The sequence below is a fragment of the Providencia alcalifaciens DSM 30120 genome, from assembly GCF_000173415.1.
Taxonomy (GTDB): Bacteria; Pseudomonadota; Gammaproteobacteria; order Enterobacterales; family Enterobacteriaceae; genus Providencia; species Providencia alcalifaciens.
This window is the reverse complement of sequence record NZ_ABXW01000052.1, coordinates 22822-38429: the sequence shown is the minus strand read 5'-3', so window position 1 is coordinate 38429 and position 15608 is coordinate 22822. Positions and strand designations below refer to the sequence as shown.

Annotated in this window: 16 protein-coding genes; 9 read left to right on the top strand and 7 right to left on the bottom strand. The window is 41.2% G+C overall.

Going from position 1 to position 15608, the window contains the following annotated elements:
* Positions 1-3: 3 nt before the first annotated feature.
* The 4 genes from PROVALCAL_RS12085 (at position 4) to spfP (ending at position 5381) form a co-directional block, all read left to right on the top strand.
* The gene (locus PROVALCAL_RS12085) at positions 4-999 is read left to right on the top strand and encodes a serine/threonine protein kinase (protein ID WP_036966595.1); all 996 of its coding nucleotides are present in this window, start codon (positions 4-6) and stop codon (positions 997-999) included.
* A 33-nt stretch (positions 1000-1032) separates the two neighbouring features.
* Positions 1033-1656 (top strand): thiol:disulfide interchange protein DsbA, encoded by a 624-nt coding sequence (gene dsbA, locus PROVALCAL_RS12080; RefSeq protein WP_006663036.1) that lies wholly within the window; start codon positions 1033-1035, stop codon positions 1654-1656.
* A 329-nt stretch (positions 1657-1985) separates the two neighbouring features.
* Entirely contained in the window at positions 1986-4790 is a 2805-nt protein-coding gene (gene polA / locus PROVALCAL_RS12075; protein WP_006659557.1) for a DNA polymerase I, read from the top strand.
* 543 nt (positions 4791-5333) lie between these two features.
* On the top strand, positions 5334-5381 hold the full coding sequence (gene spfP / locus PROVALCAL_RS20345; RefSeq protein WP_438361642.1) for a small protein SpfP: 48 nt from the start codon (positions 5334-5336) through the stop codon (positions 5379-5381).
* 113 nt (positions 5382-5494) lie between these two features.
* Here the strand turns inward: spfP and yihA are convergent, their stop codons facing one another.
* Complete coding sequence (yihA, locus tag PROVALCAL_RS12070) at positions 5495-6115, bottom strand: ribosome biogenesis GTP-binding protein YihA/YsxC (protein WP_006659556.1); 621 nt, start codon at positions 6113-6115, stop codon at positions 5495-5497.
* 267 nt (positions 6116-6382) lie between these two features.
* Here yihA and ppiA point away from each other — a divergent pair, with 267 nt between their 5' ends.
* From ppiA to PROVALCAL_RS12055, 3 genes are all read left to right on the top strand, one after another.
* Positions 6383-6955 (top strand): peptidylprolyl isomerase A, encoded by a 573-nt coding sequence (gene ppiA, locus PROVALCAL_RS12065; RefSeq protein ID WP_006659555.1) that lies wholly within the window; start codon positions 6383-6385, stop codon positions 6953-6955.
* Positions 6956-7379: 424 nt separating this feature from the next.
* Complete coding sequence (locus tag PROVALCAL_RS12060) at positions 7380-7955, top strand: aminodeoxychorismate synthase component II (RefSeq protein ID WP_006659554.1); 576 nt, start codon at positions 7380-7382, stop codon at positions 7953-7955.
* Between the two features lie 131 nt (positions 7956-8086).
* On the top strand, positions 8087-9304 hold the full coding sequence (locus PROVALCAL_RS12055) for an aspartate aminotransferase family protein (RefSeq protein ID WP_006659553.1): 1218 nt from the start codon (positions 8087-8089) through the stop codon (positions 9302-9304).
* Positions 9305-9349: 45 nt separating this feature from the next.
* On the opposite strand, the gene PROVALCAL_RS12050 is transcribed toward PROVALCAL_RS12055, so the two are convergent.
* From PROVALCAL_RS12050 to crp, 3 genes are all read right to left on the bottom strand, one after another.
* On the bottom strand, positions 9350-10591 hold the full coding sequence (locus tag PROVALCAL_RS12050; protein ID WP_006659552.1) for a hypothetical protein: 1242 nt from the start codon (positions 10589-10591) through the stop codon (positions 9350-9352).
* 178 nt (positions 10592-10769) lie between these two features.
* On the bottom strand, positions 10770-11138 hold the full coding sequence (locus PROVALCAL_RS12045; RefSeq protein WP_006659551.1) for a hypothetical protein: 369 nt from the start codon (positions 11136-11138) through the stop codon (positions 10770-10772).
* 198 nt (positions 11139-11336) lie between these two features.
* On the bottom strand, positions 11337-11969 hold the full coding sequence (gene crp / locus PROVALCAL_RS12040; RefSeq protein ID WP_006659550.1) for a cAMP-activated global transcriptional regulator CRP: 633 nt from the start codon (positions 11967-11969) through the stop codon (positions 11337-11339).
* 324 nt (positions 11970-12293) lie between these two features.
* On the opposite strand from crp, the gene PROVALCAL_RS12035 reads away from it, so the two are divergent.
* A complete protein-coding gene (locus PROVALCAL_RS12035; RefSeq protein WP_006659549.1) occupies positions 12294-12698 on the top strand; it encodes an OsmC family protein in 405 nt (134 codons plus the stop codon).
* Between the two features lie 77 nt (positions 12699-12775).
* On the opposite strand, the gene PROVALCAL_RS12030 is transcribed toward PROVALCAL_RS12035, so the two are convergent.
* From PROVALCAL_RS12030 to PROVALCAL_RS12020, 3 genes are read right to left on the bottom strand one after another with little or no spacing between them, the layout of a single operon-like run.
* A complete protein-coding gene (locus PROVALCAL_RS12030; protein WP_006659548.1) occupies positions 12776-13642 on the bottom strand; it encodes a phosphoribulokinase in 867 nt (288 codons plus the stop codon).
* Between the two features lie 48 nt (positions 13643-13690).
* Positions 13691-13909 carry a YheU family protein gene (locus PROVALCAL_RS12025; RefSeq protein ID WP_006659547.1) on the bottom strand — a complete coding sequence of 73 codons (219 nt, stop codon included), beginning with the start codon at positions 13907-13909 and terminating at the stop codon, positions 13691-13693.
* Positions 13906-14889 carry a hydrolase gene (locus tag PROVALCAL_RS12020; protein ID WP_006663029.1) on the bottom strand — a complete coding sequence of 328 codons (984 nt, stop codon included), beginning with the start codon at positions 14887-14889 and terminating at the stop codon, positions 13906-13908. The genes PROVALCAL_RS12025 and PROVALCAL_RS12020 overlap by 4 nt, the downstream gene beginning before the upstream one ends.
* A 102-nt stretch (positions 14890-14991) precedes the next feature.
* Here PROVALCAL_RS12020 and PROVALCAL_RS12015 point away from each other — a divergent pair, with 102 nt between their 5' ends.
* Positions 14992-15597, top strand: a complete 606-nt coding sequence (locus PROVALCAL_RS12015) for a LysE family translocator (protein ID WP_006659544.1) — start codon at positions 14992-14994, stop codon at positions 15595-15597.
* Positions 15598-15608 lie beyond the last annotated feature (11 nt).

Sequence of the window (15608 nt, the reverse complement as noted above, 5' to 3'; positions counted from 1 at the left end):
GATATGGATTTAACAGAACATTCGAGCTTTAACTTTAGTGGAATCTCCCCTGATGTGATCCTTGATGCGTTGATGGAAGCGGGTATTTATCCCGAATCAGGGCTCACTGAGCTAAATAGCTACGAGAATCGTGTTTACCAATTTCAGGATGAAAATCGCCAGCGCTATGTGGTGAAGTTTTATCGACCTGAGCGTTGGAACCGATCTCAAATTCAAGAAGAGCATGATTTTACCCTTGAGCTGCAAGATGAAGGTCTATCAGTCGCAGCACCGTTAGAATTTGCAGGGCAGACTGTTTTAGAGTTTGGTGGATTTATGTTTGCAGTCTTTCCGAGCATCGGAGGGCGCCAATATGAAACAGATAACTTATTTCAACTTGAAGGGGTAGGGCATTTATTAGGTCGTGTCCATCAGATAGGCAAACAACGAAATTTTGCATTTCGTCCGACTATCGGTGTGGATGAATATCTCGATCAGCCTAGAAATATTATTGCTACGAGTTCATTAATTAGAGAGCGTGATAAAACACCATTAATTGATTCGTTAGATAAGTTGATTGCTCAAGTTAAAATGCTGTGGCCTGCTCAGCAATCGTTTATCCGCCTACAAGGAGATTGTCATCCCGGTAATATTTTGTGGCGGGATGAAGCTTGGCTGGTGGATTTTGATGATGCTCGCAATGGTCCTGCGGTACAAGATTTATGGATGTTGCTCAATGGCTCACGCCAAGAGCAAATTATTCAACTGGATACGTTATTAGAAGCGTATAACGAGTTTTGCGATTTTGATGTACGTGAGTTAAAGCTGATTGAACCGCTACGTGCGATGCGTATGGTGCATTACTTAGGATGGATCCTTCGTCGCTGGCAAGATCCTGCTTTTCCGAAAGCATTCCCATGGATCCAATCTGCTGATTTTTGGCAAAAACAATCAATTGAGTTTGCACAGCAAACCGAACGATTGTTGGAAGTTCCTTTGCAATTGAACCCGCAATTTTAATATTTAAGACTGTGTTTTTGGAGAATGTTTTCTATGAAAAAAATCATGTTGGCTTTGATTGGTATTGCCATGTCTTTTGGTGCCGCAGCAGCAAATTATTCAGAAGGTAAAGAGTACTCTGATGTTAAACCTCCGGTACAGGATTTACCGCAAGTACTAGAGTTTTTCTCATTTTATTGTCCACACTGTTATCAGTTTGAAAGCATATATAAAGTACCACAGACCGTTGAGAAAAACCTGCCAGAAGGCGTGACTAAAGCACGTTATCATGTTGATTTCTTAGGTCCTTTAGGTGCTCAGCTGACTCAAGCATGGGCAGTCGCGATGGTGTTGAAAGTCGAAGATAAAGTAACCCCAATTCTGTTTGAAGGCGTTCAAAAAACGCAAACTATCAATACCCCAGCAGATATCCGTAATGCGTTTATTAAAGCGGGTGTGACTGGCGAAGAATATGATGCAGCACTGAATAGCTTTGTTGTGAAATCGTTAGTCGCGAAACAGCAAAATGCAGCGCAAGATTTAAAACTGCGCGGCGTGCCAGCGTTATTCGTCGATGGTAAGTACCAAATCCGTAATAATGGTATTTCTGTGGATAACGCAGATGACTATGCTAAAGAGTACTCAAAAGTTGTGAACTTCTTAGTCAATAAAAAATAATCCAAGAAGATAGCGGTAACTTGCCGCTATCTTTTTATTTACTGATTGTCCGTTATCAATATCCACAATTCGACTATCCCCCCTGATTTGTGATACATCAAACCTCTAGTCGCTAACTCATTGATTTTATTTTCTTGTTTTCTTGTTGCAATTCTCTTACTTATTGAATCCGTTAGATAACCAAATTTTACTCACAAAGTTATCCACAGGATGTTCGCCAGTATAAAAAACGATAACTGTGTGGGAATTTGAATCTCAAGGTGTATCTGAAGCCACAATGTGGCATCCTATTCCCCATTCATTCCCGATAAACAAGATGATGACAGATTATGGCTCAGATTGCTGAAAATCCCCTTATTTTGGTAGATGGCTCTTCCTACCTGTACCGTGCTTATCATGCATTCCCTCCATTGACCAACAGCGCTGGTGAACCAACCGGAGCGATGTATGGCGTGTTGAATATGCTACGTAGCCTAATCATGCAATACACCCCAAGTCATGTGGCTGTTGTCTTTGATGCCAAGGGAAAAACGTTCCGTGATGAATTGTTTGAAAGCTACAAATCCCATCGTCCGCCGATGCCAGATGATTTACGCGCGCAAATTGAGCCATTACATGAAATGGTTGCTGCGATGGGACTTCCTCTGTTGGTGATCCCCGGAGTGGAAGCAGATGACGTGATTGGTACGTTAGCGCGTGAAGCGAGCAGCAAGGGTATGCCGGTGTTAATCAGTACAGGTGATAAAGATATGGCGCAATTAGTCGAGCCAAATATCACGCTAATTAATACTATGACCAACACCATTTTAGGACCTGAAGAAGTGGAAGCAAAATACGGCGTTCCACCAAGTTTAATTATCGACTTCCTCGCGCTAATGGGTGATTCATCGGATAATATTCCGGGGGTCCCAGGCGTTGGCGAAAAAACCGCACTCGCGTTGTTACAAGGTATTGGTAGCTTAGAAGATATCTATAAAAATTTAGAGGCTATTGCTCCATTAGGTTTCCGTGGTTCTAAAACCCTTGCGCCTAAAATGGAAGATAACCGCGAATTAGCGTTTTTATCCTACCAGTTAGCCACTATCAAAACCGATGTTGAACTTGATAAGCCTTGCGAAGAGTTAAAAGTTGCGGAGCTCGATGCGGATAAACTGCATGCATTATTTAGCCGTTATGAATTCAAACGTTGGCTAGCAGATGTTGAAAATGGGACTTGGATGGACGGCAAAGGTGCAAAATCTGCAAAAGCCGCTGAAAGTTATCGTGCTCCAGAAAGCCAGCCAGCAGCAAAAGCTAAGCCAGCAGTACCGACGCTGAGTGCTGAAAATTATGAAACGATTTTAGACAAAGCACAGTTAGACCGTTGGGTAAAAAAACTGAGCGAATCGACGTTGTTTGCCTTTGATACTGAAACCGACAGCTTAGATACTCAAGAAGCTCGCTTAGTGGGAATGTCTTTTGCTATCGAAGCAGGTCGCGCGGCGTATTTACCTGTCGGGCACGATTATCTTGATGCCCCTGCCCAGCTATCGTTGGACGAGGTGATCGCAGTTATGAAGCCTATCTTGGAGAATGAGAAGATTGGCAAAATCGGTCAAAATTTAAAATATGATGCCGAAGTCCTGCTAAATTACGATATTGAACTAAAAGGCATCGCGTTTGATACGATGCTGGAATCGTATGTGTTGAACAGTGTGGCGGGTATGGGACGCCATGATATGGACAGCCTCGCCGATCGTCATCTCAACCACAAAACCGTGAGTTTTGAAGAGATTGCGGGTAAAGGTAAAAAGCAATTAACCTTTAATCAAATTCCATTAGAGCAAGCGGCGAATTATGCTGCCGAAGATGCTGATGTGACGTTGCTATTACATCAAGCGTTATATCCTCAACTGGAGTCTGAACCAAAATTAGCCCATGTTTTCCAGAATATTGAGATGCCACTCGTCCCTGTGTTGGTGCGGATGGAGCGTAAAGGTGTTCTGATTGATGCCGCTGTATTGACGGCTCAATCTCAAGTCATTACGGCGCGTTTAGCTGAATTGGAAAAACAAGCATTCGACTTGGCAGGTGAAGAGTTTAATTTGGCATCGCCAAAACAGCTACAGACGATTTTGTTCGAAAAGCTGCAATTGCCTGTTATTAAGAAAACGCCAAGTGGCGCAGCTTCAACCAATGAAGAAGTGCTTGAAGAGCTAGCCTTAAACCATGCACTACCAAAATTATTGTTAGAACACCGTAGCTTAGCGAAACTCAAATCGACTTATACCGATAAACTACCACTAATGATTAACCCAAGAACGCAGCGTGTGCATACGTCCTATCACCAAGCTGTGACTGCGACGGGACGTTTATCTTCACGTGACCCGAACTTACAAAACATTCCAGTGCGTACCGAAGAAGGTCGTCGTATCCGCCAAGCGTTTGTGGCTCGTGATGGTTATAAGGTCATGGCTGCGGACTATTCACAAATTGAATTGCGTATCATGGCGCATCTTTCCCAAGATAAAGGCTTACTGACCGCTTTTGCGCAAGGGAAAGATATTCATAGAGCAACAGCTGCGGAGGTCTTCGGTGTTCCATTAGAGGAAGTGACCAGCGACCAACGTCGTAGTGCAAAAGCGATTAACTTTGGCTTGATTTATGGTATGAGCGCATTTGGACTGGCGCGTCAGTTAGGGATCCCTCGCGGAGAAGCACAGCGTTATATGGATCTCTATTTTGAGCGTTACCCGGGCGTATTGCGTTATATGGAAAATACGCGTTTGCAAGCGTCAGAACGCGGCTATGTCGAGACATTAGAAGGGCGTAGATTGTATCTCGCAGACATCAAGTCGAGCAACGGTATGCGTCGTAAAGCGGCAGAGCGAGAAGCAATCAATGCACCAATGCAAGGTACCGCAGCCGATATTATCAAAAAGGCGATGATAGCCGTGGATAATTGGCTTGAAACAGAAAAACCAAGTGCGGACATGCTAATGCAAGTACACGATGAATTGGTTTTTGAAGTCAAAGAATCCGAGCTAGAAAAAGTACAAGCAAAAGTGCAGGAGTTGATGGAACAGAGTATGACGTTGGATGTTCCCCTCAAAGTAGAGGTGGGTGTGGGCTCAAACTGGGACGAAGCCCACTAATACTCGTTTACTCATCATATTTCAGGCTGTAGGGGGGGCACTCGGCCACCCTAGTCACATACTTGTGTATGCTCCTAGGGATATCCTCGTTTGCCGCCTACCTACAGCCGCGAACTATTTAGAGTATTGATTGGGAAAGAAATAAAAATAGAAAAATGTTTAATAAAACGGTGGGCTATTCAGAATATTGGTTAGTCTGGGTTTTAAAAGCAAAAGATAATGTAAGGCACCCCAAAGGTTGGAGACAATGTTTGGGGTGTTTTTTTATCAGTGGAACATGCGTTAATCTTTCCGCCATTTTATTCTCTTTAAATTGCAGTTAATTCGTCGGTAAAACACTGAATTTTAAAACTATCAGCGAAATGACGTAAGGGATAATTATGCGACTTAGATCTCATAAATATGTAGTAAAAATACGTTTTATGCGAGTTTTTAGACGATTCTCGGGGCTGAATCGTAGTAAGCTTTGAAAAAAAACTACAAAAAGCCTTTTTTTCGAGCGAAAAATAAAGTACATTATCAGGCGTAGGGTACAGAGGTAAGATGTTCTATCTTTCAGACCTTTTACTTCACGTAATCGGATTTAGCTGAATATTAGCTGCTCCAGTCAAGTTTTTGACTGGAGCATTTTTTTTGCATAAATTCTGATGCGCTAACGGCATAGACCGTTGTACGCCGCGATTGGCGTACAAGGAACGAAAAGATTATTCTGCGGAAGTACTGTACCAGCTATCGAGTTTGATACGTAACTTATCAATACCTATCTTTTTCAGTGCCGAGAAATATTCCACTTCAATATCGCCTTCAGCTTCAAGAGGTGCTAATGCTTGGCGAACTTCCATTAATTGTTTCTTTCTCGCGCCAGAAGCCAGTTTGTCAGCTTTGGTGAGTAGAACGAGGACGGGAATGTTCATCGCAACTGACCATTCGATCATTTGCATATCAAGGTCTTTCAGTGGATGACGGATATCCATCAAAATTACTAACCCTTTGATACATTCTCTTTTTTGTAAATATTCACCGAGAGCTTGCTGCCATTTGCGCTTCATGTCTTCAGGCACTTCGGCATAACCGTAGCCCGGGAGGTCAACTAGGCGAATGCCCTCTTCAACTTCAAATAGGTTGATAAGCTGAGTTCTTCCCGGTGTTTTACTGGTACGCGCTAAGCTTTTTTGCTGTGTTAATGCATTTAATGCACTGGATTTGCCCGCGTTAGATCGGCCAGCAAACGCCACCTCAATGCCCGTATCTTTTGGCAGATGACGGATATCGGGGGCACTGATGACAAATTTTGTCATGTGATAGTTGTGGTTTTTAATTGCCATTGGTGGTTCTCCCTGAGTAGCCTCAAAAGGCTGGGGGATTATAGCGACTGAATAGCATACAAACAACAAAAGGGGGATATTTGATGCTATATCTATTTGAGAATGACATTATGCGAAAGCTTTCTCATTTAAATGTCCTACAATTAATTATATTTAGCGAAATTTAACTATTCGGCGTAAATATAGGTAAATCTTTAGCAATTACCCCCGCTTCGCTCTAGAATTGGGCATTAATATGTTTTTGGGTATTAACAAAAGGGATCTTGAATGTTGAAACGAATTTTTGTGCCATTATTGGCAGTCTGTGCGATGAGCACAACTTCTCTTGCATTAGCAGCTGGTGAAACTTACGTTAAATTAGTGACGTCAGCAGGTAATATTGAATTAGAGCTAAATAGTAAAAAAGCCCCTGTTAGTACTGAAAACTTCCTGCAATATGTTAATGAAGGTTATTACAACGGCACCACTTTCCACCGTGTGATTCCCGGCTTTATGATCCAAGGCGGCGGTTTTAATAAAGAATTGCAGCAAAAACAAACTCGTGCACCAATTGCTAACGAAGCTGATAATGGGTTACGTAATTTACGTGGAACCATTGCGATGGCGCGTAGTGCAAATAAAGACAGTGCAACAAGCCAATTCTTTATTAATGTTGCTGATAACGCATTCTTAGATCACGGACAGCGTGATTTTGGCTATGCCGTATTTGGCAAAGTGGTTAAAGGAATGGATGTCGCGGATAAAATTTCGAAAGTCAAAACAGAGAATGTCGGACCATACCAAAATGTTCCTGTTGAACCAATCACGATTATTTCTGCTGAAGTGATTAAAAAGCCTTAATATCTTTCTCATGAAGAGGATGGTTTTCGTTAATCATCCTCTTTATTTCGTTTAAAACCCCTTTCTTTGCATTTTTTCTTATTTCCTAGCTTGCGAATGCATGATTTTTTCGTGGGTTAACCGTATCTTCTGATTTTACCCATCTGACCGTTGTGATTTTACTTTATTGTATTTAAAGCATTTCTTGTCCAATTATGAAATTGTTATATCTCTGTGAATATAATTCCATGATTTTTATATGGAAATTTTTATATTGAAAATAGATTACTTGACTTAAATAGGCTATTTTCCTGTCTTGGCTGTGCTATGATAGCCGCCCTTTGTGTAAATTTATGGATTTTGGGTGGCGCTCTGATTGCTAACCGCTATAAATTATGCATAAACAAAAAACTTATAATGATAAAAATCAGTCGGATAGGCTACTATGCTTTTACTTATTGATAATTACGATTCATTTACATACAACTTATACCAATACTTTTGCGAACTAGGGGCTGAAGTGCTGGTGAAACGTAATGACGAAATTACCATTGAAGAAATTGAACAATTGGCTCCAACCCATTTGGTCATTTCACCCGGTCCTTGTACGCCAGATGAGGCGGGGATTTCTCTGGAAGCGATAAAATATTTTGCGGGCAAAGTACCTATTTTGGGTATTTGCTTAGGTCATCAAGCGATTGGTCAAGCATTTGGCGCATCTGTTGTAAAGGCGCGTGAAGTGATGCACGGCAAAACTTCGTCTATCCATCATAACCATCAGGGGGTATTTAAAGGGCTTAACCGACCTTTAACTGTGACCCGCTACCATTCTCTTGTGATTGCGGCTGAAACACTTCCTGCTTCTTTTGATGTTTCTGCTTGGTCATTGAATAACGGGGATATTGATGAAATTATGGGGATCCGCCACAAAACCCTGCCAATAGAAGGGGTTCAATTCCATCCCGAAAGTATTCTCAGCGAACAAGGTCATGAGCTGTTGAGTAACTTCCTCAAATACTAGTCACTATATTTTCCGGCTAGCAAAATTAATTATGCATATTTTACCCTTTCCTCTTGCTCTTTATTGATTTTTTATTCATATTTGATGCTTATATTTTCACTTAAGCATTCGATAAAGAGCAGGTGAGGGGTATGTCAGAACAACAAGCAGTCAATCGGCAAACTTTCGATCAGGTTATGCTACCTATTTTTTCGCCAGCTGAATTTATTCCAGTTAAAGGCGAAGGGAGCCGCGTTTGGGATCAGCAAGGTAAAGAATATATTGATTTTGCAGGCGGGATTGCGGTTTTAGCGCTAGGTCATTGTCATCCGAGTCTAGTTGCGGCCGTGCGTGACCAAAGCGAAAAACTGTGGCACGTGAGTAATGTTTTTACGAATGAACAGGCGCTAAAACTGGCTCAAAAATTAACGAAAGCAACGTTTGCAGACCGCGCGTTTTTTGTTAATTCAGGTTCTGAAGCAAATGAAGCCGCGTTTAAGCTAGCGCGTCGATATGCCATCACCAAATATAGCCCATATAAAACGAAGATCATTGCATTTAAGCAAGCTTTCCATGGCAGAACATTATTTACGGTGTCAGTTGGTGGGCAAGCAAAATATGCAGATGGTTTTGGTCCAAAGCCTGCAGATATTATTCATGTGCCTTTTAATGACCTTGATGCCGTCAAAGCGGTCATCGATGAAAACACGTGTGCAGTCGTGCTGGAACCCGTTCAAGGAGAAGGAGGGGTGACACCTGCCACTCTAGAATTCCTGCAAGGAGTACGTCAACTTTGCGATGAAAATAATGCATTGCTTATTTTTGATGAAGTACAAAGCGGTATGGGGCGTACAGGGAAGCTATTCTCTTATATGCATTACGATGTGACACCTGATATTTTAACCACTGCCAAAGCGCTCGGTGGCGGCTTTCCAATCAGTGCGATGATCACCACTGAAGATATTGCACAAACGATGGAAGTAGGTTCTCACGGCACGACATACGGTGGAAATCCATTGGCATGTGCAGTCGGTAATGCAGCATTCGATATTATCAATACAGATGAAGTGCTTGATGGTGTTGCAAAACGCCGTGAGTTATTTATCGCACACCTAAATAAGCTAAATGATCAATATGGAATTTTTGCTGAAATTCGTGGAATGGGCTTATTAATTGGTGCAGAGCTCAAAGGTAAATTACTGAATCGCTCGAAAGATGTGTTACAAGCCAGTGCAGCAGAAGGCTTGATGATGCTCAGTGCAGGAGCCAACGTGTTGCGCTTCACACCATCACTGATTATTTCTGAGGAAGAGATTAACAGTGGGATGGCGAAACTGACGGCAGCAATAGAAAAGCTATTAGATGAATAATTAACTCAAAGCTCAAAGAGAGTGATACCTCTTTGAGCTTTAGACTTATTTTCGGGCGGAAATTCTCTGTTTGATAATTTCTGCTTTCTGTTTTTTCACGGCAATATCGGTCTTCAATGCTTCTATTTGCTGTGCATTTCTTACCATTTCTTTGTTGATATTCATAACAAATTCATCTTGTGACTGCGGCATTATGGGTTGTTGAGTTCGATGATTTTGTAATCGATTAATTGATTTTTCTTGTTCTAATCGAGAGTTGAAGGTTTTTGTCGGCGAGATATTTTTCTTTATTGGCTGATTTTCAGTGCTCCTATTTTTCGTCATGTCAGTTGTCGACTTGACTGTACTTCCTGATGTGTAAAGTCCGATCAAATTGCCATTAATTTTCTTCGTTTTTATCGTTTGGGGCGTAGATTTTGTCTCCTGTATTGCTGGGCTTTCCGGTTTTTTATAAGAAAATTCATTTGGAACATTTCTCTCTTCTAATATCGGATTGAATGATGTTGACGCTCGAGTTTTTTCACTGGCTGAATTCATTCTGGTGTGTGTTGTTTTTGATATCACATTACGAACAGGTTTGATCGTCGATTTTGGTGTATGTCGGGTAACGTGTTCTTTCTGACTATTTTTTGTTAAGTTTACCGGCGTTAAATTCGACGATTTATGCTTAGATAGTCGGTCACTGGATGCTAATTGTTGTTTGACGCTTACCAGAGTGCCATCTGAACGGAAGACCGCTGGTTTTACTGTTGTATTAATCTGTTTCTTTTCTTGTTTCACTGTTTTTAATTTTCGAGATAATGCAATGGCTGGAGGCTGGGATATTTGTGGTGTGGTTGTGTCTGACGGTGTTCGCGTGAGGGAGGGGCTATTTTCATGCTGTTCTTCTTTAGCATTAAAATATTGAGCAAATACCGTGCCATCGTAATGATTATGGATTAATGGTTTAGTTTGTTTATCCCATTTTTTAAATTTATTTGATGCAAAATCATCATAAATTTCTTGTTTCCAAGCAGGCAACTGTTCACAAGATTCAAATGCTTCATCATCCCATGATGCATCATCCATTGTGGTCATAATAAAATCGTGAGTGGTGTTTTGGTCTTTTAATTCTGTTTCATGATTTTTTAAATTAAAAAAATCATGACGACTTTTTATTTTAGCAATTTGATTGGCAATTAATGAAATTTTAGTCTCAGAACTTAATGAACCTTGGTTGGTTTTTTGGATATAGAGTTTGAGTGCGGAACTGGTGTCACATCGAATTTTTGGGAATGAAATGGGCATATGATACCTCACCTTGATAATGTAAAAATGAGGCTAGTTTATTCAGTAATATGTACTTGCAATATAAAAAAACGACTTTAGATAATTAGCTAATTGATAAAAAAAGCCTAACAAATAGCGGTTAGGCAAAAGTGTGGCATATTCATTAAGGTGCTACATATGGCAAAAATTTGGAATGCTATTTGTTCGTAAGATTCTTAAAGAATGCGAAGCTCTTATTAAATTCAATTGAATGGGTATCAATGTTTTTGTTTGAATGAGTACCAAACATAACCGCTACCTTCGGCTTAGAAACATGCTGGGTAGGTTGGCTATTAGGAACTAAACGACCAATACTCAATGAAGATACAAAACGTGTTTGAGGCAAATTGTTGACTTTTTCCAGCGGCTTTTTCGCTAATGCGGGGCATTTTGTTGTTGAGCGATTTGCCGCATCTAAATGTTCGAAAAAAGCCTGCTTTTTCAAGAAAGTGTTAATACAGCGTTTTTGGTATTTCTCTAAATGCTGAAGAGACTCTGCATGGCTTAGATTATTAATGTGTCTCATGAATGAAATCCTAAATAATTATTGGTTAACTATTCAGTATTCTATATAGAAGAATGTTTTCTATAATATCAAAAAACGCGGTTATTTTTTGTTCAGGCGAAAAGGTTATATTACTGACATGTATAAAAAAGGGTTTATATCACTGATACAAACCCTTTTTATTCAGAGTCCAGCTAATAAGCTAGACGGAAAAATAAATTATCGTGTGCCGTAGACAACAATTGTTTTACCATGCGCGGAGATTAAATTTTGGTCTTCTAGCATTTTTAAAATACGACCCACTGTTTCACGGGAACAACCGACGATTTGACCAATTTCCTGACGGGTAATTTTAATTTGCATGCCATCAGGGTGAGTCATCGCATCAGGTTGTTTTGCTAAATTTAACAATGTTTGAGCAATACGACCAGTAACGTCTAAGAATGCAAGGTTACCTACTTTTTCGGAAGTGGTTTGCAAGCGATTCGCCATTTGCGCAGAAAGACGCATCAGGATATCTGGGTTGACTTGAATCAGCTGACGGAATTTCTTATAGGAAATTTCAGCGACTTCGCAAGCAACTTTTGCGCGAACCCATGCAGTACGTTCCTGTCCTTCTTCAAATAACCCAAGTTCGCCAATGAAGTCTCCCTGATTTAAATAAGAGAGAATCATTTCTTTGCCTTCTTCATCTTTGATTAAAACAGCCACTGAACCTTTAACAATGTAGTAAAGGGTTTCTGCTTTTTCACCCTGATGGATCAGAGTGCTCTTGGATGGATACTTATGAATATGGCAGTGTGACAAAAACCATTCAAGAGTAGGGTCTGTTTGTGGCTTGCCGAGAACCATTAGCGTTATCCTCTGTATGTTATTGCAACCTTTCGAAAAGTAGGGAAAGGCTGACTTTAAAGTGTCTAGCTTAGCATATTAAGTCACATTGATGCCTATTATTAATGCTGCTATGGACCAATGCAAATTAATATCAATTGTATAATATAATCAATTGAAACGTTGAGTTTTGATCTTAATCCTATCAACTAAGCATTGTTTGTATCATATCCAATGTCGAATGTCTTCCCTGTATCGCTTCAGCCTAATAATGCTGATATAACATTGTCTAGATATATGGAACAATGAGGCGATAAACATCACTATTTTTTGAGAGGAATAAAAATGGAAGCACGCGTAAAGTGGGTAGAAGGACTCTCTTTTTTAGGTGAGTCAGCATCAGGTCACCAAATTATGATGGATGGTAATGCAGGGGATAAAGCGCCCAGCCCAATGGAGATGGTTTTAATGGCGGCGGGTGGATGTAGTGCGATTGACGTTGTTTCCATCATTCAAAAAGGTCGTCAGGATATTCTTGATTGTGAGGTGAAATTAACGTCACAGCGCCGCGAAGAAGCGCCTTGCTACTTCACTGATATCAATTTACATTTTATTGTCACTGGTCGTGAATTAACCGACAAAGTCGTTGAACGCGCCGTCCAACTCTCTGCGGAAAAATATTGCTCCGTCGCAATCATGTTAGAAAAAACGGTGAATGTGACTCATAGCTTCGAAATTAAAAACGTATAATCGTGTTTTATATTCAGATGCTTATCTATAGTAAAGATAAGCATCTTATCATTAATTTATTTTAGTAGAATACCGCGTTATTCATTACGCTGTTTCATGAGTTTTTCCACTAATGGCATCATAATCAGCTCCATTGCGAGACCTAATTTCCCTCCTGGCACCACAATGGTATTCATTGCTGAAATAAACGAACCATTTAGCATGGATAATAAATAGGGAAAATCAATCTGCTCTAATCCCCTGAAACGAATCACAATAAAACTTTCGTCCTGTGAGGGAATCGCTTTTGCCGAAAAAGGGTTCGAGGTATCAACCGTCGGAACGCGCTGGAAGTTAATATGGGTACGGGAGAATTGTGGCGTAATATAGTTAATATAATCCCCCATTGAACGGACTACGGAATCCATCACGGCTTCCCGAGAATGCCCCCGTTCGGTGGTGTCACGAATAAGCTTTTGAATCCATTCAAGGTTGACGATAGGTACAACGCCGACCAGCAAATCAACATGTTGTGCCACATCGTGTTCTGGCGTGACAATACCACCATGTAACCCTTCATAGAATAACACGTCGGTATTGGATGGCAGTGGCTCCCACGGCGTAAAAGTACCGGGTTGTAACCCATAAGGCACGGCTTCATCGTAGGTATGGAGGTATTTACGAGACTGCCCATAACCGGTTGTCGCGTAGTCAATTAAGGTTTGTTCAAGTAGAGAAAAATCATTGGCTTCAGGACCGAAATAACTAATATGGCGTCCTTGTTCGCGGGCTTTACGGATAGCCATATCCATTTCAGGGCGGGTATAGCGATGAAAACTATCCCCTTCAAGGGTCGCAGGGCGGATATTTAATTGATGGAATATCTTACGAAATGCTTGGCTCGTTGAGGTTGTTCCTGCGCCACTCGAACCCGTCACTGCAATAATCGGATGCTTCTTTGACATAGTGGACTCCCTGTTTTACGCCATGACCACTATTTTTGAGAAACAGCGCTACGGGCGAAACTGGTTATTAGGCATGAAATTTACCGATTCATGTAACTCAGACCAGACTAGCACAATTTCGCCAGAAACTAACTGCCGTTTCACGTCATTCACTTTATCCTGCAAGCTTTTCTCATGGGTGCCATAATCGGTGCCTTCGCGTAAAACATAACTTTCGATGAGATTTTCTAGAGTTTCAGGCGCGAGATCTTTCCACGGAATAATCATGATTTTTGCTCATTCAAATACGATGTTAACCACAACGGAATACGTGTTTCCAACCACATTTGCGGCTTTCTAAAACTGCCACCGACAAATCCAACATGCCCACCATGTTCCGTCATTTGGTATTCAATATTTGCAGGTAAATGACTTAAATCTGGTACCACTTCTGGCGCCATAAATGGGTCATCTTTGGCGTGGATTATCAGTGTGGGTTTTGTAATCTGTGATAATTTAGGTAGCGCACTGCATTTTTGATAATAATCCGCCGCATCATCAAAGCCGTGGATGCGCGCAGTAATGACATCATCAAATTCGCGAATACGTTTAAGCTGCTTAAGTTGCAATAAATTAAGCGGAAGCGAGCCGGGGTAGCGTACCAACTTGCGCGTTGCATTGCGTTTTAACCCGTTAAGTAGGTAGCGCTGATATAGTTGAGAAATACCTTTTTCCATTTTGATGGAACAGGCTTCTAGCATGAGTGGTGCAGAGACAACAACACCCGCATCCAATTCGGCATTCTCACCATTCTCTGCTAAATAGCAGGCTAACATATTACCGCCAAGAGAGTAACCGACTGCTGCAGTTGGAGCATCCCCCCAGGTTTGTTTCAACCAATGTAAAAAATAGCGAGCATCGCTGGTTTCACCGGAATGATAAATACGTTTTTGGCGATTAGGTTCTCCGCTACACCCTCTAAAATGCATAATTACGCCTAGCCACCCTTGCTTTTGGGCGCTTTCTAACATCCCATGAGCATAAGGGCTTTTAAAATTTCCTTCCAATCCGTGAAAAATCACTAAACGAGGCTTTTTACTTGCTTGTTCTGGGTTTTCGCTCCATGCAAGATCGATAAAATCACCATCAGGCAATTCTAATCGCTGCCATGTGGGGACAATTTTCGGGGTACGCCGAAAGATCCTTGGTAATAAGGTTTGGAGGTGTGGATTTTTTGCCCAACTCATAGGGCGGAAATTTTCTGACATGGCCTTATTTTTTATTTAGTGGGAACGCTTGAGAGTCACATAACATACTGTTATTTTTCTGTGATGCAAGTAAACATATTTAGGTTGAGGAACATAGTATAAATGACTCTGGGGCTAATTTTTTCGCTTTTTACGTTTTTATTCATTGCCGCAGTCACGCCAGGCCCTAACAATATGTTGCTGACCTCTTGTGCCGCTAACTACGGATTCCGTCGTAGTATCGGATTATTATTAGGAATAATGCTTGGAATGCAGTCAATTCTTTATTTGTCTGCATTCGGCGTTGCTGCACTCTTACTATTATATCCAGCAATTCATATCGTGCTGAAAATCGTTGGTAGCATTTATTTATTATGGTTGGCATGGAAAACAGCGACTGCTAGCTATGAGCCGTTGAAAACAGATAGCAAAGCCTCTAAAAGTGTAACCTGGTTCCAAGGCGGGTTATTGCAGTTCTTAAATCCGAAAGCCTGGATGATGGGATTAGGCGCAGTAGGCAGTTTTAGTCTGCCTGGAGAGCTATTTACTCAATCCATTATCTTGATGAGCATCGCTTTTGTGGCGGTGAACTTAACGGCAGGCTTGATCTGGATGGGATTTGGTTCTTTGATTGGTGTCTTCTTACGTAGCCGACGTGCATGGTTTATTTTCAATTTGGTCATGGGGATATTAACTGCCGCTTGTGTGCCATTAATTTGGCTGGAGTAATCCATTTCCAA